The 20,641-nt window shown below is 60.8% G+C and carries 20 protein-coding genes; 11 read left to right on the forward strand and 9 right to left on the reverse strand.

Going from position 1 to position 20,641, the window contains the following annotated elements:
• Nucleotides 1-102: 102 nt before the first annotated feature.
• Together OKB87_RS22285 and trhA are read right to left on the reverse strand one after the other, a co-directional pair.
• A complete protein-coding gene (locus OKB87_RS22285) occupies nt 103-1,764 on the reverse strand; it encodes a putative transporter (protein ID WP_017411002.1) in 1,662 nt (553 codons plus the stop codon).
• 118 nt (nt 1,765-1,882) lie between these two features.
• Nucleotides 1,883-2,518 (reverse strand): PAQR family membrane homeostasis protein TrhA, encoded by a 636-nt coding sequence (gene trhA, locus OKB87_RS22290; RefSeq protein ID WP_016351856.1) that lies wholly within the window; start codon nt 2,516-2,518, stop codon nt 1,883-1,885.
• 224 nt (nt 2,519-2,742) lie between these two features.
• Here trhA and OKB87_RS22295 point away from each other — a divergent pair, with 224 nt between their 5' ends.
• From OKB87_RS22295 to OKB87_RS22305, 3 genes are all read left to right on the forward strand, one after another.
• On the forward strand, nt 2,743-4,248 hold the full coding sequence (locus tag OKB87_RS22295; protein ID WP_270828552.1) for an aminotransferase class V-fold PLP-dependent enzyme: 1,506 nt from the start codon (nt 2,743-2,745) through the stop codon (nt 4,246-4,248).
• A 104-nt stretch (nt 4,249-4,352) separates the two neighbouring features.
• Nucleotides 4,353-4,904, forward strand: coding sequence for a septation protein A (locus OKB87_RS22300; protein WP_024946223.1), 552 nt, complete (start codon nt 4,353-4,355; stop codon nt 4,902-4,904).
• 25 nt (nt 4,905-4,929) lie between these two features.
• Nucleotides 4,930-5,226, forward strand: a complete 297-nt coding sequence (locus OKB87_RS22305) for a YciI family protein (protein WP_005309589.1) — start codon at nt 4,930-4,932, stop codon at nt 5,224-5,226.
• Between the two features lie 80 nt (nt 5,227-5,306).
• Here the strand turns inward: OKB87_RS22305 and cysQ are convergent, their stop codons facing one another.
• Entirely contained in the window at nt 5,307-6,077 is a 771-nt protein-coding gene (cysQ, locus tag OKB87_RS22310; RefSeq protein WP_270828553.1) for a 3'(2'),5'-bisphosphate nucleotidase CysQ, read from the reverse strand.
• Nucleotides 6,078-6,244: 167 nt separating this feature from the next.
• Between cysQ and OKB87_RS22315 the strand changes: the two genes are divergently transcribed.
• The 3 genes from OKB87_RS22315 (at nt 6,245) to OKB87_RS22325 (ending at nt 9,183) form a co-directional block, all read left to right on the forward strand.
• On the forward strand, nt 6,245-6,565 hold the full coding sequence (locus OKB87_RS22315) for a ComEA family DNA-binding protein (protein ID WP_270828554.1): 321 nt from the start codon (nt 6,245-6,247) through the stop codon (nt 6,563-6,565).
• A 95-nt stretch (nt 6,566-6,660) separates the two neighbouring features.
• Nucleotides 6,661-7,572: a UTP--glucose-1-phosphate uridylyltransferase GalU gene (gene galU / locus OKB87_RS22320; RefSeq protein WP_270828555.1), complete on the forward strand. Its 912-nt coding sequence runs from the start codon at nt 6,661-6,663 to the stop codon at nt 7,570-7,572.
• 213 nt (nt 7,573-7,785) lie between these two features.
• Nucleotides 7,786-9,183, forward strand: coding sequence for a peptide MFS transporter (locus OKB87_RS22325; protein ID WP_270828556.1), 1,398 nt, complete (start codon nt 7,786-7,788; stop codon nt 9,181-9,183).
• 72 nt (nt 9,184-9,255) lie between these two features.
• On the opposite strand, the gene OKB87_RS22330 is transcribed toward OKB87_RS22325, so the two are convergent.
• Nucleotides 9,256-10,227, reverse strand: coding sequence for a response regulator (locus OKB87_RS22330; RefSeq protein ID WP_017410997.1), 972 nt, complete (start codon nt 10,225-10,227; stop codon nt 9,256-9,258).
• Nucleotides 10,228-10,555: 328 nt separating this feature from the next.
• Here OKB87_RS22330 and OKB87_RS22335 point away from each other — a divergent pair, with 328 nt between their 5' ends.
• The 3 genes from OKB87_RS22335 (at nt 10,556) to OKB87_RS22345 (ending at nt 12,921) form a co-directional block, all read left to right on the forward strand.
• Nucleotides 10,556-11,233, forward strand: a complete 678-nt coding sequence (locus OKB87_RS22335) for a DnaT-like ssDNA-binding domain-containing protein (protein WP_270828557.1) — start codon at nt 10,556-10,558, stop codon at nt 11,231-11,233.
• A 69-nt stretch (nt 11,234-11,302) separates the two neighbouring features.
• The gene (locus OKB87_RS22340) at nt 11,303-12,157 is read left to right on the forward strand and encodes a DnaA ATPase domain-containing protein (RefSeq protein ID WP_011707253.1); all 855 of its coding nucleotides are present in this window, start codon (nt 11,303-11,305) and stop codon (nt 12,155-12,157) included.
• Between the two features lie 128 nt (nt 12,158-12,285).
• Nucleotides 12,286-12,921, forward strand: coding sequence for an SDR family oxidoreductase (locus OKB87_RS22345; protein ID WP_270828558.1), 636 nt, complete (start codon nt 12,286-12,288; stop codon nt 12,919-12,921).
• Between the two features lie 110 nt (nt 12,922-13,031).
• Here OKB87_RS22345 and OKB87_RS22350 read toward each other — a convergent pair whose 3' ends face one another.
• The 4 genes from OKB87_RS22350 to OKB87_RS22365 all read right to left on the reverse strand — a co-directional run bounded on the left by OKB87_RS22350 (nt 13,032) and on the right by OKB87_RS22365 (nt 17,952).
• A complete protein-coding gene (locus tag OKB87_RS22350) occupies nt 13,032-14,228 on the reverse strand; it encodes an ABC transporter permease (protein WP_270828559.1) in 1,197 nt (398 codons plus the stop codon).
• A gap of 103 nt (nt 14,229-14,331) precedes the next feature.
• On the reverse strand, nt 14,332-15,468 hold the full coding sequence (locus OKB87_RS22355) for an ABC transporter permease (RefSeq protein WP_270828560.1): 1,137 nt from the start codon (nt 15,466-15,468) through the stop codon (nt 14,332-14,334).
• Nucleotides 15,468-16,472 carry an HlyD family secretion protein gene (locus OKB87_RS22360; RefSeq protein WP_270828561.1) on the reverse strand — a complete coding sequence of 335 codons (1,005 nt, stop codon included), beginning with the start codon at nt 16,470-16,472 and terminating at the stop codon, nt 15,468-15,470. Before OKB87_RS22360 ends, OKB87_RS22355 begins: the two co-directional genes overlap by 1 nt.
• A 73-nt stretch (nt 16,473-16,545) precedes the next feature.
• A complete protein-coding gene (locus OKB87_RS22365; protein WP_270828562.1) occupies nt 16,546-17,952 on the reverse strand; it encodes a TolC family protein in 1,407 nt (468 codons plus the stop codon).
• Nucleotides 17,953-18,242: 290 nt separating this feature from the next.
• Here OKB87_RS22365 and dusB point away from each other — a divergent pair, with 290 nt between their 5' ends.
• Both dusB and fis read left to right on the forward strand, forming a co-directional pair.
• On the forward strand, nt 18,243-19,208 hold the full coding sequence (dusB, locus tag OKB87_RS22370; protein WP_029302666.1) for a tRNA dihydrouridine synthase DusB: 966 nt from the start codon (nt 18,243-18,245) through the stop codon (nt 19,206-19,208).
• A gap of 25 nt (nt 19,209-19,233) precedes the next feature.
• Nucleotides 19,234-19,530 carry a DNA-binding transcriptional regulator Fis gene (gene fis, locus OKB87_RS22375; protein ID WP_005309538.1) on the forward strand — a complete coding sequence of 99 codons (297 nt, stop codon included), beginning with the start codon at nt 19,234-19,236 and terminating at the stop codon, nt 19,528-19,530.
• Nucleotides 19,531-19,612: 82 nt separating this feature from the next.
• Here the strand turns inward: fis and OKB87_RS22380 are convergent, their stop codons facing one another.
• Nucleotides 19,613-20,245 (reverse strand): LysE family translocator, encoded by a 633-nt coding sequence (locus OKB87_RS22380; protein ID WP_139706564.1) that lies wholly within the window; start codon nt 20,243-20,245, stop codon nt 19,613-19,615.
• Nucleotides 20,246-20,641: the final 396 nt, after the last annotated feature.

Raw genomic sequence — 20,641 nt, forward strand, 5'->3', positions numbered from 1 at the left:
GAAGGGTCAACAACGGCGGGAATGGAAAATAAAACCAAGATGATCAATGTGTTGCATTTTGATGACGGGAGCACTGCGAGTGCCCCCGTCAAGGGCTTCATATCAGGCACCAGCCCACAACAGGATAGCCAGCAACTGGGGTGAGATGATGCGCAGGAACATCACCAGCGGATAAACGGTCGCGTACGACAGGGCACTGGCACCACTGGTGGGGTGCATGCCGTTGGCAAACGCCAGGGCGGGAGGATCCGTCATGGAGCCGGCCAGCAAGCCGCACAAGGTGAGGTAGTTCATCTTGCCGTACAGACGGGCCAGCACGCCGACCACCAGCAGCGGGATCAGGGTGATCGCCACCCCATACATCATCCAGGCCGGGCCATCGCCGTTGATCAGGGTATCGATGAAGCCGGCGCCGGACTTGAAGCCCACCACCGCCAAAAACAGCACTATGCCGATCTCCCGCAGCGCCAGGTTGGCGCTCGGCGGCATGAACCAGTAGAGCTTGCCGATGCTGCCGATGCGCGACAGGATCAGCGCCACCACCAGCGGACCACCCGCCAGGCCCAGCTTCAGTGCGGCCGGGAACCCGGGCAGATAGAAGGGGATGGAGCCGAGCAGCACGCCAAGGCCGATACCGATGAACACCGGCAGCATCTGCACCTGCTGCAGTTTCTGCTGCACGTTGCCCACCACATTGGTGACCGCCTCGATGGCGTCGAGTCGCCCCACCAGGTTGAGAATGTCACCGAACTGCAGGCTGGTCTGGCTGGTCGGCACCAGCTCGATGCCGGCCCGGTTGAGGCGCGAGATCACCACGTCGTACTTCTGCTTGATGTCGAGATCGCGGATCTTCTTGCCGAGCACCTGCTCGTTGGTCACCACCACCCGCTCTACCCGCAGATCGGTGCCGCGAGTGGAGAGCGAGGTCTCCACCTCCTCCCCCAGCACCAGCAGCACCTTGCGCAGGGCGTGCCGCTCACCCACCAGGTGCAGCAGGTCCCCCAGTTCAATGCGCGAATCCGGCCGCGGCACCATCAGCTCCTCGCCCCGTTTGAGGCGCGAGCAGATGACGTCTGCCTCGTCGAGACTCGGGATCTCGCTCAGCATCAGACCATGGATGTTGGGGTTGCGCACCGCGATGTTGATGGTCTGCAGACTCTCCTTGGTCTTGCCGGCCTGTTGTTCAAACTGGGCTGCTTCTTCGTCGATCTTGATGCGAAAAAACATGCGAATGAGCCACATGGTGAGCAGGATGCCACAAATGCCGAACGGATAGGCGACGGCATACCCCATGCCCATCAGGCCGGTGGAACCGGGCGCGGCCCCCAGCTCCGCCAGGATCTGCTGGCCGGCACCGAGAGAAGGGGTGTTGGTCACGGCGCCGGAGAAGACCCCCAGGATCACCGGCAACGGCACGTCGAACAGCTGGTGCAGGGCGGCCGCCACGGCGCAGCCAAGCAGTACCAGCAGGGCGGCGAAGCCGTTGAGCTTGAGGCCGGAGCTGCGCAGGGAGGAGAAGAAGCCGGGGCCGACCTGAATGCCGATGGTGTAGACAAACAGGATCAGGCCGAACTCCTGAATGAAGTGCAGGGTCTGCTCATCCAGCGCCAGCCCCGAGAGGCCGGCGAAGTGGCCCACTATGATGCCGCCGAACAGCACCCCACCGATCCCGAGACCGACGCCATAGACCCGCCAGTTTCCCAGCCAGAGCCCCAGCACTGCCACCAGCGACAACATGCTGATGGAAAGCGCGATATCACTCATTTCGTGCATCCTTTGCAAATTGAACTGTCCCTAGCTTGTCAGCAAACGCCGTGGCCAACTGTGTGATACCGCACGAATTTATCCTTTTGAGCAGCAAAAAATACCAATTAAGGGCTAGTTAGGCGACGTAGCCATAAATGGCCATAAAGTGACAAACGCTGCCCCCCAGCACGAACAGATGCCAGATGGCGTGGTTGTAGGGGATACGTTTGGCCACATAGAAGATCACCCCCAGGCTGTAGATGAGACCACCCAGCCCGAGCAGCAGCAAGCCTTCCCCCTCCAGATGGATATAAAGCTGATAGACCACCAGCAACGACAGCCAGCCCAGCATCAGGTAGGTAAACAGCGACAGCTTCTTGAAGCGGTTGATGAAGAGCAGCTTGAACACCACCCCCGCCAGCGCCAGCCCCCAGATCACCACCATCAACCCCTGTGCCAGCGGCGTGTCGAGCGCCACCAGCAGGAAGGGGGTATAGGTACCGGCGATCAGCAGATAGATGGCACAGTGGTCGAATACCTTGCACCAACGCCTGGCCGGCCCTTCCGCCATGCTGTGGTAGAGGGTCGAGGCCAAGTAAAGCAGCACCAGGCTGCCACCATAGAGGCTGTAACTGACCAGCGCCTGAGGGCCCTGCGCCCAGCCCTTGTTCAACAACAACACCAATCCCAGGATCCCCAACACCAGCCCCAGCCCGTGGCTGAGGCGGTTGGCCAGCTCCTCGCGGGGCGAATAATCCGTCACACTGCTCATTGCATACTCCTGCCCAAACTGCGCTCACTCTAGCTGCCGCCATTTCAGAGTACAATTGTTAGCTTAAAGTGATTTTCATGCCATTTGCCGTGTGTTGAGGAGATGCGCATGGCTGTCACCCGCTGGCCTTTGGTGTATGCTCTGCGGCCGATGCCCACGTAGCTGTTGCCACCGTGCTTGCTCACCACCCAGTGACTCCCTGGCAACCCGGTCTGGAGAACCTGATGAAGTTGACTGAACTGTTTGCACTACCGGATCCGGCCTTCGGCCAGGCCATGACGGATCTGCTGGAGACCTTCCACCACTCGGATGACAGTCAGGCTCCCTACCAGCGCGACCAGTTCACCCACCAGCTCGATCAATCCCGCATGCCGGCCGCCGGCATCGCCATGGATGACTATCTGGCACGCCTGGCCACCCTGGTGCCTGGCGCATCTCACCTCACCTCGCCACGCTACATGGGTCACATGACGGCCCCGTTACCGGCCTTCACCGCCGAGCTGTCCCGCCTGGTGGTGATGCTCAACCAGAACCCGATGAAGATGGAGTCCTCCCGTCTGCTCAGCTTTCTGGAGCGGGAGGTGCTGGCCAAGCTGCACCGCCTCATCTATTGCGCCGACGATCTCTTCTATGACACCCAGATGCATGCCAAGGATGCCGCCCTCGGCGTCATGACCAGCGGCGGCACCATCGCCAACGTCACCGCCCTCTGGCTGGCCCGCAACCGCGCCTGCGGCGACAACCTGTTCGCGCTCTATGAGCAGGGCTATCACGGTGCGGTCATTCTCGGTTCACGGCTGATGCACTACTCCTTCGACAAGGGGATGGATCTGCTGGGGCTGGGGGCGCGCAGCGTCTGGCGCCTCCCCACCGACGATCAGAACCGGCTCGACATGGCGGCGCTGGAGCAGGCTCTTGCCCAGTGCAAGGAGCAGAAGCTCAAGGTGCTGGCACTGGTCGGCGTGGCCGGCAGCACCGATTTCGGCTCCATCGACCCGCTGCCTGAGCTGGCGGACATTGCCGAGCGCGAGCAGATCCACTTCCATGTGGATGCCGCCTGGGGCGGCCCGACCCTGTTCTCGCCCCGCTATCGGGCGCTGCTGGCGGGGATCGAGCGAGCCGATACCGTCACCCTGGATGGCCACAAGCAACTGCTGGTGCCGCTCGGTACCGGCATGCTGCTCTGCCGCCAGCCGGACCTGATGATGGCGGTCAAGCGGGAGGCCCCCTACGCCATCCGCGCCAGCTCCTTTGATCAGGGGCGCTTCACCCTGGAGGGTACCCGCCCGGCCAACGCCCTCTATCTGGATGCCGCCTTCCAGCTGTTCGGCCAAGAGGGTTATGCCGAGCTCATCGAGGCCAACTACGACCGGGCCCGCCTGATGGCCAGCCTTATCGACCAGGATCCCGCCTTCGAGCTGATGTCGGCCCCGGTGATGAACCTGCTCTCCTATCGCTGCATCCCCCCTCATCTACAGGGCAAGGTGCTGGACGAGGCCGCCAACGAACAGGTCAATGCCTTCAACGTTGCCCTGCAGAAGGCTCAGCGCGCCGAGGGGCACAGTTTTGTCTCCCGCACCCAGCGCGCCGTGGGGCGCTACGGCACCCAGCCGCTCACCCTGCTGCGGGCCGTGCTGCTCAATCCGCTCATCGAAGAGCGCCATATCCGCGATCTGCTGGCGGATCAGCAGCGGCTGGGCGCCGAGATCGCAAGGCAGTTATTTGGCTGAGGAACTGGCTGGCGAATGAGCGGTCTTATTCATTTGCCGTTGCCCATCGGGCAGGTACACTGAATGAAATTTTGCGGTCCACTTTTGAGGGCGACGAGCCAGACATGAAGCAATTTATTGAATTTATTCCTCTTATCGTTTTCTTTGCAGTCTACAAGTTCTACGACATCTACATGGCGACCGGCGCCCTGGTGGTGGTAACCGGTCTGCAGCTCGCCTACAGCTGGATCCGCTATCGCAAGGTCGAGAAGATGCAGCTGTTCACCTTCCTGCTGGTCGGCTTCTTTGGCGGCCTCACCGTCTTCTTCCACGACGACACCTTCATCAAGTGGAAGGTCACCGTCATCAACGTACTGTTTGCACTGGGCCTGCTCATCAGCCGCTACGGCTTTGGCAAGAACCTGATCAAGCAGATGCTGGGCAAGGAGCTGCAGGCACCGGATCCCGTCTGGGATCGGGTCAACCTCGGCTGGGTCGGCTTCTTTACCGTCTGCGGCCTGCTCAACCTCTATGTGGCCTTCAACCTGCCGCAGGAGATGTGGGTCAACTTCAAGGTATTCGGTCTGCTCGGCATGACCCTGGTATTCACTCTGCTAAGCGGTGTCTATCTCTATCGCCACCTGCCCGCCGAGCAGAAAAATGAAATGAAAAAATAACTGCCATCAAGAAAAGGATCGTCTCATGTGGTATCTCATCTATTCCGAAGATGTCCAGGGCAGCCTGCCGCTGCGCAAGCAGGCGCGCCCGGCCCATCTGGCCAGGCTACAGGCGCTGCAGGATGAAGGGCGGCTGCTCACCGCCGGCCCTAACCCGGCCATCGATGCCGAGGATCCGGCCGATGCCGGCTTTACCGGCAGCACCGTCATCGCAGAGTTTGCCTCACAGGCGGATGCCAAGGCCTGGGCCGATGCCGATCCCTATGTGGCGGCCGGTGTCTATGCCAAGGTGACCATCAAGCCGTTCAAGAAGGTCTTCTGACCCAACGCGAATAGCGAAATAAAAAAGGCCGGACTGGCAGTTCACGCCAGTCCGGCCTTTTTGTATCCCGATATCCCGTTTTATGCCTTGGCCACGAACCAGGGGTTGAGGATGTCCGGCTTGTTGTAGCGCAGCGGCGAGCCATCGAGCTGGGTGACGCTGCCGCCCGCCCCCTCCAGCACCGCCTGCGCCGCACCGGTATCCCACTCACAGGTGGGGGCGAGGCGCGGGTAAAGCTCGGCCCCCCCTTCGGCGATGATGCAGAACTTGAGCGAACTGCCCATGGAGACCAGCTCAATCTCGCCCCGCGCCATCTCACCAAAGCCCGCCAGGTAATCCAGGGTGGCCTGAGAGAGGTGATTGCGACTGCCCACCACCCGCCAGGGCGTACCTTCCTGATGAGGTTGGCTCTGGATGGCCTCACGCTTGCCATCAGCCACCCGCCAGGCCCCCAGCCCCTTGCCGCCATACCAGAGCTGGTCCAATACCGGGGCATAGACCAGTCCCCAGCGCGGAGCCCCCTCTTCAATCAGGGCGATATTGACGGTGAACTCGCCGTTGCGGGAGACAAACTCCTTGGTGCCGTCCAGCGGGTCCACCAGCCAGTAGTGGGACCAGCCGTGGCGCGCCGCCATCACCTCGGGCCCGGACTCCTCGGACAATACGGGGATGTTGGGAGTCAACCGGACCAGCGCCTGCACGATCACCTCGTGCGCCCCCTTGTCGGCGGCGGTCAAGGGGCTTTCGTCCTGCTTGTACTCCACCGCAAAGGGCTGACTGTAGATGGCCATGATGGCGTCACCGGCGGCACGGGCGATGGGCTCCAGCTCGGAAATCGCGGGAAAAAACATAAGAAAAGACATCCTGGTCAAATGGTTAGCACAGTGTACCTATTTTGGATCAAGGAAGCTTATAGCCGTTTGCTCTGACTTATACAGTGTCAGATATGACAGACAAAAAGTGGCGCGACTCGGCTAATTCTCAATAGGCATTCCACACAACACAAGGACGTGCCGCCATGAACTACAAGACCCTGACCGCCACCTTGCTGCTGAGCTGCCTGCCCCTGCTCAGCCAACCTCTGCTGGCCGCCGACAAGCCTGTTGCCAAGCCGGCAACCACGGTCACTACCGCCAAGGAGAGCGGCAAGGTGAACCTCAACACCGCCAGTATCAATGAGTTGACTGCGCTCAAGGGCATTGGCGAGAAGAAGGCCCAGGCCATCGTCGATTACCGCGAGAAGCAAGGCAAATTCACTACCGTGGATCAACTGGCCGATGTGAGCGGCATCGGGCCAGCCACGCTGGAAGCAAATCGGGACATGATTATCGTCAAGTAACCGATCCATACCCTTTCCATCATAAGGGCAGCCTGTGGCTGCCCTATTTTTCTTCGGGTATCATGGGCCCACTTTGTATCCTTTGGAACTTATCCATGAAAAATATCCCTCTTGTGGTCCGCAAAGCCGTTCTTCCCGTCGCCGGTCTGGGCACCCGCATGCTGCCAGCCACCAAGGCCATCCCCAAAGAGATGCTGCCCGTCGTCGACAAACCGCTGATCCAGTATGTAGTGCGCGAAGCCATTGCCGCCGGCATCAAGGAAATCATTCTGGTTACCCACTCGAGCAAGAACTCCATCGAAAACCACTTCGACAAGAGCTTCGAGCTGGAAGCGACCCTCGAGAAGCGGGTCAAGCGGCAACTGCTGGAAGAGGTGCAACACATCTGCCCGAAAGACGTCACCATCATGCACGTCCGCCAGGGGGAAGCCAAAGGTCTGGGACACGCGGTGCTCTGTGCCCGTCCGCTGATCGGCGACAACCCGTTTGCGGTACTGCTGCCGGACGTGCTGATTGACGAGGTGGCCAGCAATCCCAAGCAGGACAACCTGGCCGAGATGGTGCACATGTTCGAACAGGATCACATCAGCCAGATCATGGTGGAAGCCGTCCCCGAGAGTGAAGTGGACAAATACGGCATCGCCGACATCAAGGGGGAAGTGCTGAGCGAGGGCATGTCTCTGCCGATGCAAGCCATCGTCGAAAAACCCCCCCGTGACGAGGCCCCCTCCAATCTGGCCGTGGTCGGCCGTTACGTCCTCTCTTCCAACATCTGGCCGTTGCTGGAGAAGACCCCCGCCGGTGCCGGCGACGAGATCCAGCTGACCGATGCCATCGCCATGCTGATGGAGCAGGAGCAGGTGAATGCCTACTTCATGAAAGGGCGCAGCCACGACTGCGGCAGCAAGTTTGGTTACATGAAAGCCAACGTGGAATATGCAGTGCGCCATCCGGAGCTGAACGGCGAATTTATCACTTGGCTGAAACAGTTTGCCAAGCAGCTGTAATAGCTGAATATTTAACCTATTAATGGAATAAAACACTGGGCATCATTCGATGCCCTTTTTCATTTTATAAACATATATTCAACCATTGATAGATAAAATATCGCTAAATCATAATATTGTAATTTAATCACGCTTGTTCTATAAGGATTATGGCTTGTTCCTAGCCCTTGCATAAAATTTCTAAAAAAATATAAGACACAGGTGGAAGTTCCAATGAATAATCCGTCCAAAGGGACCTTTTTAGGTCACCCTAAAGGGCTTTTTTTGCTCTTTAGTACCGAACTGTGGGAGAGATTCTCCTATTACGGCATGCGTGCCGTGCTCGTGCTCTATCTGACTGACATGACTGCCAACGGCGGGATGGGCTGGACTCAGGCCGATGCCCTCAAGCTGTACGGCATCTATACCGGTCTGGTCTACATCACCCCGATCATCGGCGGCTGGCTGGCAGATACCTTCCTCGGCCAACGCCGCGCCATCCTGTTTGGTGCCGTGCTGATGGCCGCCGGCCAATTTACCCTGGCGCTGCCGCACGCCATGTTCCCGGACATGGTCAACACCGTCTTCTATTCGGGTCTCGGCTTGCTGATCGTGGGTAACGGTCTGTTCAAACCGAACATCTCCACCATGGTGGGTGACCTGTATCAGGAAGGTGACCACCGTCGTGACGGTGCCTTCACCATCTTCTACATGGGTATCAACCTGGGCTCCCTGCTGGCCGGCGTGATCTGTGGCGCCGCCGCAACCGCCTATGGCTGGCAAGCCGCCTTCGTCAGCGCCGGTATCGGCATGCTGCTCTCCCTGGTGGTACAGGCCACCATGGCTCAGCGTTTCCTGGGTGACATCGGCCGCGTGCCGGCCGCCCAGCGCGCCGCCGAGCAGCGCTCCAAGGAGCAGAAGGCTCCGCTGACCAAGCAGGAAGTGGATCGCATCAAGGTCATCCTGGTGCTGGGTCTGTTCACCATCATCTTCTGGGCAGGCTTCGAGCAGGCCGGTGGTCTGATGAACCTGTACGCGCAGGAGTATACCGACCGCATGATCGGCAGCTTCGAAGTGCCGACCGCCTGGTTCCAGTCCCTGAACCCCTTCTTCATCATCACGCTGGCCCCCATCGTTGCCGCCATTTGGATCAAGCTCGGCAAGAAAGAGCCGAACTCCCCGGTGAAGTTCGCCATGGGTCTGCTGTTCTTGGCCGTGGGCTTCCTGTTCATGATCGGTGCCGTGCTGGAGCAAGGTGGTGATCAGGCCGTCAAGACCTCCATGTTCTGGCTGGTCGGTGCCTACCTGTTCCACACCCTGGGCGAGCTCTGCCTCTCCCCGATCGGCCTCTCCATGGTGACCAAGCTGGCTCCGCTGCGCCTGGCCTCCCTGATGATGGGTGCCTGGTTCGGCTTCGTGGCCCTCGCCAACTATACCGCCGGTTTCATCGGCTCCTTCGTCGGCGAATCCGGTGCCATGGCCATCTTCGGTGGCATCGCACTGGCCGCCGTGATCAGCGCGCTGATCCTGCTGACCATGGCCAATCGCCTGGTCTACTGGATGCACGGTGCAGAAGGTCCGGCCAAAGAGCCGCAGGAACACGACAAGAAGCTGCAATCTGCCGCCGTCTAAGCGGTCCGGATTGTCAGCAACAAAGAGGGCGCCCATGGGCGCCCTCTTTGCATGTGGCCGTCTGACACGGCCTCAATGATGTCGAACCTGCACATGCAGGGCACTGCCACTGTCACTGCGAAACTGCAGGTCAAAGGGTTCATGCCAGCTGCGCCTGTGCAAGGCGTAGTGGCTGGTACGCAGCAGGCCGAGTGGCAGGCCGCCGGAGCGCACCAGCCAGTGGGGCGAAGTCAGCCCGGCATTGGCAAAGACCAGCCCGTCCTCCTGATCAAACAACAGGGCGGCCATGGCGAAGGAGTGGCGCAGACCGGATTCGACCAGCTGCAGATTGAGGTAATCAAGCAACCGGTGGGGCTGGGTCAGCAGCAGACTCTCGCCACGCTGAAACTGGCGATACGGGGCGTTCATCAGAGAGCGCACCAGGGCGCCGCAGAAGGCGGCATCCACCCCGAGTATCGGCAGTTCCATCACCAGCACCAGCAGCTTGTCATCCACCTTGAAGGTATCGGGAATGAACAGATTGCCCATCCCTTCAAAGGTGACCTGCCAGGGCCCCCACTCCTGCAGGCCCGGCGGCTTCAACCAGGCCAGCAGCCGGGTCGCCGCCTGGTCGTGTTCGCGAAAGAAGTCGATGTGCTCCATCAACTCCAGCTGTTGCCCATAACCATGATTGGCGCTCAGGCACTGCTCTATGCTGCGACGCACCTGACCGAAGTCCGAGATGGGCTTGAGCAGAAAATCGCGGGCGCCGGCGCGCAGCGCTCGCTCGACCGCCTCCATCTTGCTCTGGGCCGAGATGACGATGACAGGAATATGGGGGTAGCGGGCTGTGAGGCAGGCGATCACCTCATGCCCATCCATGTTGGGCATGTTCAAATCACATAACACCACATCGGGGTGATAGAGAGCGGCGGCAGAGAGGCCTTCAATGCCGTCTTCCGCCTGGAAAACGCAGGCACCATCGTGAGCGAGATAATTGACCAGCGAGTGGCGAAAAACGGCTTCGTCCTCCACCACCAAGATCCGTAGTCCGGCTTTTGACATCTTGATAAAGCTCTTATTAGTCAACCAGTTATTTAGCCTCAAGCCTAGACCATAACCGACTGCATTGACCAATCAGATGATTGAATAATCGCCGAAAAATCCATGCCTGCTAGCTATTCTGGCGGCCAACTGCTTGAAATAAAGCAGCTAATGATGCTTATCGAAACTCAGCTTTTTCTCCTCTTTGCAGCTTGGCTGACCAAAAACAGCGTCATACGAAAACAAGCAACCCCGATTGCGGGCGAGCCGACCACCCGCCGGCGGCCATCAATTGTATGAGGCTGCGCCATGGGGGATAATACCGCCACGTCCGTCAATGAAGCATGCCATGACCCCTGCCGAATACAGCGCCCTCGCCCATCCCAGATTGTCCCACCCGGCCCGCAGCCTCTATACCCTGCAGCTACGCCGACTGGTGCTGGAAAATCAGCTGGCCAGGCTCAACTACCCCGAACTCGGCCGGGCGCTGGCGGTGGTCGACCCGGGCGATCCCAGCGGCTTTTCCTTTCAGGTCAATGCCCGCCAGCTGACCGAGCTGTTCGATGAGCTGATGGAGGCGGGTTTGCTGCAAGTCGAGGCGCAAAACGACAGTGAGCACTACCATCAGTGCCCGTTCCAGCTGCCACTGCTGACCCAGCGGGTGCGCAGCCCGCTGCCGGAGCGCCCGTTCCAGATGCACCTGCAATGGCGCCCGGATACAGAGCTGCCGGCCCTCGCCCGCCTGTGCGGGGTGATCGATGCCAGCTACAGCGAAGAGGATCTCGGCGAGTTCATCGCCTACTGGCTGGGGCGGCCCGAAGTGTTCGACTCCCAGCACCAGTGGATGCTCAAGTTCATTCGCGCCCTCAAGACCCGCCGCTATACCCGCCGCAAGCCGATGGAGGTGCAGGGCTACCAGCAGGTGACCCAGGCACCGGTCGAGGCTGGCCCAAGCAAGCGGGCGCAGGAGATGATCGAAGAGGCCAAGCGGTTGGCCGGCCAACCGCAGGAGCCGGATAATGATTGATAGCAGACACTGCCAGCAGGCAAAATCAGAGGCCTGTCCCCACCCCAGACCGAGCAGAAGGAGCATTCCATGACTGACCCGCACGATCCCCTGCGCCAGGAGCTGGAAGAGATCGAAGCCAAGCGCCAGAAGATCGCCAAGGCCAAGCAGGATCATCGCGTTCACGATCCTGAATTGAGCCGCCACGTAGGAGGCCTGCTGGAGCGCATTCGTCGTCTTCAGCAAGAGACCGGCGGCAGCCAGTACGACTACGAGACCCTGCGCAAGGAGTACGACGCCAAGGCCAATGCCGAGGTGCGCGAGCTGCAGAAGGCGGCACGCCAGGAGCGGATCCAGAAGCTGATCGCCCAGGCCGACCTCAACCCCGACTGGGTGTTTGAACGGATGGATGCCGGCGATCCGGCGCTGCAATATCCCATCGAGACCGCCCGCTACTTCATCAGCGGTTTCGAGCACTGGGAGAAAAGCGGTGGTGGCTGCATGCTGATCTACGGTGACTACGGTACCGGCAAGTCGACCCTGGCGGGCGCCGTGGCGCACGAGTTGATCGCACGCCACCAGAAGTCGGTGATCTTCCAGCAGTGGGCCTCCATCGTGGACAGGTTGTTCTTCAACGTGATCCAGGATCAGGAAGAGCGCAACCAGTACCGGCGCGCCCTGGAAGAGGTGGATCTGCTGATCATCGACGAGGTCTCGGCCAACCGCGCCAAGATGGCGGAGAGCCAGTCCAGCTTCCTCGGCCACCTGCTGCGCCGCCGTCGCAACCTGTCGAAAAGCGTCATCCTCATCACCAACCACAATCCCCAGAGCCTGCACCAGGCGATAGGTGATTTCGCGTTCGAAGCGATCAAGGCGTTCAATCCGGTGGATATTCACCTGAGCGGCCCCAGCCGTCGCCCCCATATCGGCCACTACAACGGCTGATCCCCGTGCGAGCCAGGCCCCACCCCTGGCTCGCCGCTTCCCTCTTTTCCTGACAAATAAAAACAACTCTCATTTACAGCCTCCCCACAACCCTCTAGGCTAGCCCTTTCGTCAAAGGGAGCAGCAGCATGCCAACCACACTCATCTTCGGAGCCAGCCGCGGGCTGGGCCGCGCCTTCACCGAACAAGCCCTGCAGCAGGGCCACCGGGTCATCGCCCTGATCCGCAGTCCCGAGGTGGCCACCGAGCTGCGCGCGCTGGGAGTCGAGGTCGTCAACGGTGATGCCCTCGACCCGCAGGCGGTCGCGGCGACCTGCCAGCTGGCCGGTGACGGGGCACAGGCCATCTCCACCCTCGGCAGTTTTCACCAGGCAGAGCCTGTCGACTATCTGGGCAATCGTCAGGTGATCGATCAGATGGAGCTGGCCGGGCTCAAGCGCCTGCTGCTGGTAACCTCACTCGGTTGCGGCGACAGCTGGCAATATCTGCCGCAGCGGGCCCGGGCTGCCTTCGGTCACGAGGTCAGATTGAAGAGTCTGGCGGAGAGCTGGCTGCAGACCAGCACGCTCGAGTGGACCATACTGCGTCCGGCAGGTTTGCAGGATGGCGAGGCCACCGGTCAGGCCGTGCTGAGCCAGGGCAAGGAGGTGCACGGCCTGGTGCGTCGTGCCGACGTCGCCGCCTGCGGACTACGTCTGCTGAGTGACAAGACGGCACACCGCCAGATCTACGCCATCGGCGATCCCGAGCTCCAGCGCGGCTAAAGCTGCATCATCCTCACTGAGTCCAGCGCATACAAAAACGGTCAGCCCAAGGGCTGACCGTTTTTCGCTTTACCACGCACGCCGTCTCACGCGCGCTGGTACCCTCCCGCTTAACCGGCGGTGGTTTCACTCTGCAAGGCAGGCTGGCTGGCAACCGGCAACGACTGCTGCCGCCAACGCAGCAGCAGGCAGGCCAGCGCACCGTAGAGCAGTGCCAGCCCCCACAACTGCCACCAGTAGCGGGAGACCTGAGCAAACTCGGCCCCCATCTGGTTGAGCCGCAGAAAACCTTCGATGGCCGGGGTGCTCGGCACCCACTGGGCCAGCCAGTTGAGCGGGGTCGGGATCAGCTCCAGCGGCCAGATGAAACCGGCCAGAAAGACCAGCGGCAGCGAGGAGACAAGCACTACCTGGGTCGGCAGATCCCGGCGGGTAAACAGTGCCCCCAGCACCACTCCCAGCCAGGTGGTGGCCAGCAGGAACGGCAGGGTGAACAACCAGAGTACGGCCGGCTCGGCGGTGCGCACTATGTTGTAGTGATCGAAGCAGAAACCGAAGAAGTAGCTCACCGGCAGCACAAACAGCCCCCCCACCACCAGGGTACGGGCCAGCAGCAGTGGCAGGATGGGGGCATGCTGCCAGTAGCCCGCCTCGCCACGCTGGCTGCGCTGGTTCTGGGTCGCCCCCAGGATGCCGGTGCCCATCAGCAGCACCTGGTGCAGGATCAGCACGAACACCGCCGGTACCACGTAGTTCACATAGCCCATGGTGGGGTTGAACACCGGCAGCACGTTGAGCGCCACCGCATTCCAACCCATGGCGGCCTGCGGCAGGGCTTCACCGTGGCTCAGCAATCTGGCGACCTTCACCTGGGCGGCCAGGGTGCCGCCCGCCAGGGCCAGCCCCTCGGCAATGGTACCGTAAACCAGGAAGTAGGAGGCATCGCCGGCATAGCCCAGGGTGACGCTCTTGCCCTGCATCAGATCACGATAGAAGTGGTGGGGAATGTGCAAAATACCGCTCCCCTGCCCCGCCAGCAGCAACGCACGAGCCTCATCCAGACTGCCCGCCCGCGCCACCAGTTTTACCTGCGGCGTGGCATCGGCCATGAACTCCAGCTGACGCGACAGCTGACTGCCATCCTCGTTGACCACCACTACCGCCTCTTCCCGCGGCAGCTGGTGCAGATAGGGCTGCGGGTAGAGGAAGGAGTAGAAGAAGACGCCGCCGAACAGGGTGAGCATGATGGCCCTGTCCGCCAGCAGGGTGCGCAGCTCGAGGCGCAGCAGATCCCAGAAACCTAGCATGTCATTGGCTCCTTCCACCGCAAGGAGGCAGCGATTTGTGGCGCCAGCGAGAGGCACCAATCAATCGGCCGCCACTCGAGGCGTGGCACATTCCAACATCCCATCATGGCTTGGGCTCCTCATTAACGGGGGCCGCGCTCGCCTGGGCCTGATAGCGGTGAACCACCAACAGCAGGGGCAGCAGAAACAGCAGCAGGGCGCCAAACTGGGGCAACGCCGCCGCCAACGGTTGACCGTAGTTGGTCTGGCCTATCTGCAGCTCGACATAGTGGGAGATGGGCAGCAGGCTGCGCCAGAACTGGGCGAAATCCCCCATGGCGCTGACCGGAAAGGTGACCCCCATGAAGGCAAAGCCCGGCGCCGTGTAGGCACCGGCCAGCGACAGGGCGCGGGCCGGATCCCGGATGATACCGTAGAAAAAGGCCCCCATGCTGACGCAGGCGGCCGACGCCAGCCCCAGTCCTGCCGTCAGCACCAGCCAGCTGCCCTGCATCGGGTAACCAAACCCCTTGAACAGCAGCAGGCTCCACCCCAGCCCCCAGCCCCAGCCAATCAGCACGTGGGGCAGCAGGGTGCGCCAGAGACCGAACCAGACCCCTTTGGTGGTCCAGTCCAGCCCCAGCCTATCGGTGCGGGCCAGCGCATTGATGCCGTAGAGCACCACCAGGATCTGCCACACCGCCGGTAACAGGGCACTCAGCAAAAACTGGGCATAGCTGGAGTTGATGTTGTAGAGCGCCGTCACCTGGCTGGCGATAGGCACCGCCTGCCCCAGTGCACCGGGCAGCGCCTTGCCGCCCGCCATGGCCGAGAGCACGCCCACCTGACCGTTGAGCGTCCCGACCACCTGGGCCAACGCCGAGTTGATCAGCTTGGCGATCAGGATGAACTGGCCGTTGTTGAACACGGTGACCTGAGGCTGGGTGCCTTGCCGGGCATCGCGCTCAAGGTGGTTTGGCAGCACGACCAGGGCGTAGATGTCGCCCCCTCGCAGCGCGCTGGCCCCTGCCTCGATGGAATCAAACTGCTGGGCGACCTTGAGTCCGGCGGAGGCATCCAGCGAGAAGGCCAGCTCACGTGACAGCAGGCTCTGATCCAGATCCACCAGACCTATCTTGAGATCCCGCGCCAGCCCTGCCGAAAAGACCCAGCAGAGGATCCCTATCAGCAACAGGGGTAGCCAGCTTGCCAGCGCCCGGCCGAACGGATCCTGCCACAGCAACCGCCATTCACGTCCCATCAGAGTTCGACCAGCACGCTCATGCCGACCCGCAGCCCCTCAACCGGTTGCAGCGGGCGCGCCTCTACCTGGAAGCTCTTCATGTCAAAGCCCTGGCGGGTATCGGTGGCACGCCAGGTGGCGAAATCCCCCATCACGGCCACATGGGTCACCTTGAAGCGCACCGTCTGCTCGCCCAGGCCGGGAATACGGGCATCGAACTCGGTACCGACCGGGAAGCGGGGCAACAGATCTTCACGCACGTGGAACTGGGCCCAAGCATCGCTCATGTCGAGCAGGGTCACCACCGGGAAGCCCTGCGGCGCCAGCTCTCCGCTGCGCAGCAGCACCTGGGAGACTTCCCCGGTGTGCGGGCTGGCGATGCGGGTATCGGCCAGGTAGGCCTCCACTTCGGCCACACCACCGGCTGCCATCTTGGCCTGCTCGCGCGCCGCGATCTTGGTCTCTTCCCGCGCCCCTTCCAGGGTCATCTGGTATTGCTGCCAGGCCATGCCTTCGCTGTACTTGGCCGCCTGCCAGGCGGTCCAGGCCTCATCGCGCTTTTGCAGCGGCATCACGCCATCCCGATGCAGGCTGGCGATGCGCTCGTAAGTCTTGCCACGCAGCAGCGCGGCTGCCTTGGCCTTTTGCCACTGATCCTTGGCGGCGGCAATCTGCTGCGCGCGCGCCCCTTTCTCGGCCTCTTCGGCCATGGCGCCAGCCGCCGCCTGGCCGGCCTTGGCCTGGCTCAGCTTGGCTTCGATTTCCGGACTGGCCAAGGTAAACACCAGCTGATCTTTGGCCAGCTGATCACCCTTTTTAACCAGCACCTCGTCGATGCGGCCCGCCACCTTGGAGGAGACGGAGTACTGCTGCGCCTCGATCTGCCCCTGCAGGCGCACCGGCTCCGGCTGATAGGCCAGCCAGAAACGCCAGCCCAGCCAGATGACCAGCAACACCAGCGCCAGTGGCAGCAGCAGCGGCTTGGCCTGGCTCATCTTCTTCTTGATGGGGGGATGACTCATGCATTCACCTCGGCAAACGGGCGACCCTTGGCGGTCGAAACAAACATGGAAAAAGGAGCAGAGTGGCGCGCGATCATGAATTCACCTCGATCACTTGCCCATGCTGATATTGATTGAAACTGTTCATCTGACCGGAGAGCGCCAACAGGCGGGCCAGCGAGATCACGTATTGATAGGCGGCAGCGGCGCGCTGGGTCTTGACCCCGGCCAGCTGGTTGCGGGCATCCACCACATCGAGGGAGGTAGAGAGACCCTGCCCAAACGCCTTGTCCCGCAGCAGCACGTTCTCCTCGGCCAGCGCCTGGGTGGAAGAGAGCGACTGGAACTCCTCCAGCCCCTGCGCCGCCTCGCGCCAGGTCTTCTCGACCAGCAACTCCAGATCCTGGCGGGTCTTGGCCTGCAGCAAATTGACCTGCAGCTCGGCGCTCTTGGCCGCCTGTACCGTCTCGGAGCGGCCGTCACGGCTCACCAGCGGCATGCTGACGCCCACCCCGACCAGCCAGTCCGGCGTGGTCTTGGAGGCCAGCGAATCATCTTCATAGAGGTTGTAGTTGCCGAACAGGAACAGCTCGGGGGCGTACTTGCCCTTCTCCAGCTTGATCATCCCCTGCGCTTGCTCCTTCTTGGCCGTCAGCAGCTTGAGACCGGGATGCACCGCCAGTGTCTCCTGCACCAGAGCATTGAGCTCGGGCATCTGCTGGTTGATGAAGAGCTGGGTGTTGGGCTCGGCCTGCTTGAGCTTGAGCATGTGGCCAAGGGCCAGCTGGGCAATCTCCAGGCTGCGCCTTGCCTTCTGGGTATCGATGCGTGCTCGGTCATAGGCCGACTGGGCGGAGAGGCATTCGACCCGGGCAATCTGGCCCTGGGCCTCCAGCTTCTTGGCATGCTCCAGATGGTGGGACAGCCCCTGCTCGATCTCCTGCTTGGTCTGCACCACCTGGGCCGCCAGCACCACCCCGAAGTAGGTCTGGGAGAGGCTCTCGAAGGTGGACTGCTGCTTCAGTACCAGCAACTGCTGCGCCTCGCTCACCTGGGCCTGGCGAATGTCCTGCGCCGCATCGATGCGGCCACCGGTAAACAGCGGCCACAGCATCTTGACCGAGCTGGTCACTACGTTCTGTTTGGTGAGGGGGGTGACGAAGTCGTTGGGCGTCAGCTTGAGCGCCTGCATGATAGGCGCCAGCACCTTGCCGAATTCCGGATGGTTGGCGATGGGGTTGAGATCCATCATGTCGAGCTCCATCGGCTGATCGAGGTGGGTATAGCTGGCCCCCACGTCCACCTTGGGCAGATACATGGCCTTGGCCGCCTCGCGCAGTTGCTGCGCCCGCTCCACCCCTGCCTGCTCGGCCGCCAGCCCGTCATCCTGGCGGATGACCCGACTCCAGGCTTCGCTGAAACTGACCGTCTGGGCCTGGGCCGAGCCCAGCACGGCACCAAGCAGACACGGGTAGAGAGATTTGATGAACCTTGCCGTCATACATCCCCAATCTGTTTGTAATGAAATTGTTTGGAGCCTTTGCTCGATACAAGCTCGCTATCATAACGCAAACCGGTCCGGGATGGGGACAGGCAAATCGCCTCTCCCCTCACCCATTTGGCCCCGCCAGTCCGGCTCGACAATATGTCTGATTTTCAAGCACTCCTGAATTTGCAAGCCTTGGCGCGACGTTTTTTTCAGAAAAAAATGGCTGACGCTCAAATACTAACCTTTTCTCCTGACTAAAAAATGCGTAATATACGCCGCCCTAAGCCGATGGTAACCGTGGAATGCAGATAGGTCCCCACACGCTTGAAACTCCCCTGATTGTGGCTCCCATGGCCGGTGTAACAGACCGACCATTTCGTGAACTTTGTTTGCGATTGGGCGCCGGCATGGCCGTTTCCGAGATGCTGCTGGCCAACCCGGATGTCTGGGATACCCAGAAAACCAGGATGAGAATGGATCACTCTGCAGAAGGTGGCTTGCGATCGGTCCAGATTGCCGGAGCCGACCCCGAGATGATGGCGTTTGCTGCCCGCTACAACGTGGAGCAGGGCGCTCAGATCGTCGACATCAACATGGGATGTCCGGCAAAAAAAGTGAATAAGAAGCTGGCAGGTTCCGCCCTGCTGCGCCAACCCGACCTGGTCAGAACCATCTGCCGGGCCGTAGTGGACGCAGTGGAGGTACCTGTCACCTTGAAGATCCGCACAGGATGGGATCCGGATAACCGCAATGGCGAGGAGATCGCCCGAATCGCCGAAGATTGCGGTATCGCGGCCCTTGCCGTGCATGGTCGTACCCGTACCGACCTCTATCGGGGCGAGGCGGAGTACGACACTATCAGGGCGATTAAGCAGGCCGTATCGATTCCTGTTGTCGCCAATGGCGACATAGACAGCCCGGAGAAGGCCCGGTATGTCCTCGACTATACCGGCGTTGATGCCGTGATGATCGGCCGTGCTGCGCAAGGACGACCCTGGATTTTCCGGGAAATCCGTCATTTTCTTGAGACGGGCACCAAGCTGCCGCCTCCCGAAAGGGAAGAGGTTCGCACCCTGATGAACGAGCATGTAACCAACCTGCACCGGTTTTATGGTGCATATCTGGGAGCGCGCATTGCCCGTAAACACGTGGGCTGGTATCTGGATGAAGAAGAGACGGGCCGAGAATTCCGTAAGCACTTCAATGCCCTGGATTGTGCAGATGCACAACTCGAGGCACTCGAAGCGTATTTCGATGGATTAGGTTAACGCATAACTAAAGAGCCGACCGAATATGTTCGAACAAACCCTGACTTCTGATGCATTGGTAACAACTACTCACAATCACGCTGCCGAGCCGACCCAGCGCCCCCTGCGTGACTCTGTGCAACAGGCCCTGCGTAACTACCTGGCCCAGTTGAACGGTCAGGAAGTGATTGATCTGTACGATATGGTTCTCTCCGAAGTCGAAGCTCCCATGCTGGACGTGATCATGCAGTACACCCGTGGTAACCAGACTCGCGCCGCCGTGATGATGGGCATCAACCGCGGTACTCTGCGCAAGAAACTCAAGCGCTACGGCATGAACTGATTTCAGTCAGCCTGCTGCAGTGCAGACGAAGGCGTATCCCAGCGATGGGATACGCCTTTTTCTATGCCCGGCGTTTACCCTCTCACTCCACCGCCAGCTTGATGCCAAGCCCCACGAACAAGCCTCCCATCAAGCGGTTGAGCCAGCGGCCCAACCAGCTAGGCAAGGTCACCTTGCGACTCGCATAGGCGGTCGAGAAGGCCAGCAGATGGCACCAGATCATGCCGTTGAAATTGAAGATGCAACCCAGCACGATGAAGGCCAGCGCTTTCTGCGGTGCATCGGGAGCGATGAACTGGGGAACAAAGGCGAGGAAGAACAGGGCCACCTTGGGGTTGAGCACATTGGTCAGCAACCCTTGCCGGAAGATCCGGCCGTAGGAGAGCACAGGCAGCCGCACGGCAGGCTCGCGCACAGCCGGTGAGCCAGCCCCTTGCCACAGGAGCGAGCCTCCCAGATAGACCAGGTAGAGCGCCCCCATCAACTTGATGACGGCGAACAGCTCGGCTGAGGCACTCAGCAGAGCCGACAGTCCCAGCGCCGCCGCCAGCACATGCACCATGGTGCCAGTCCCTATTCCTAACGCTGCCACCGAACCGGCCCGCCAACCTTGTGAACCGCTGCGCAGCATGATGAGCAGGGAGTCCGGTCCCGGCATCATGTTCAACAACAGGCCGGATACGACAAACAACGCCAGATCGTGGATCCCCAACATACACAGCTCCTTATGCCTGAAAGAGACAGTCTATGGATCCCGCCTTCCTTGTCATCCCCCGCTGCAGCAATAGTGATCATCGACGAATGGAATAGCTGGACAGTTCAAGCGCTACAAGCGATCAGATCAGGTGGCCGGAGGGAATGGTGAGATTTGAAAATGAGGAGATGAACATCGAGATATCGAGTGTTCAACAACACCAATCTAGCGGCACTGAAGCATTCACGACAAAGGGGGAGCAATAATTAGAGCTGGCACCAAGACCACAACACGGTGAATTTCAGGCAATAAAAAACCCCGCTCAAATGAGCGGGGTTTCTCGTGTTGGGTGCCTGGCAGTGTCCTACTCTCGCATGGCGAATGCCACACTACCATCGGCGCTACCGCGTTTCACTT

The organism is Aeromonas sp. Y318-1 (assembly GCF_027706125.1).
Classification (GTDB): domain Bacteria; phylum Pseudomonadota; class Gammaproteobacteria; order Enterobacterales; family Aeromonadaceae; genus Aeromonas; species Aeromonas hydrophila.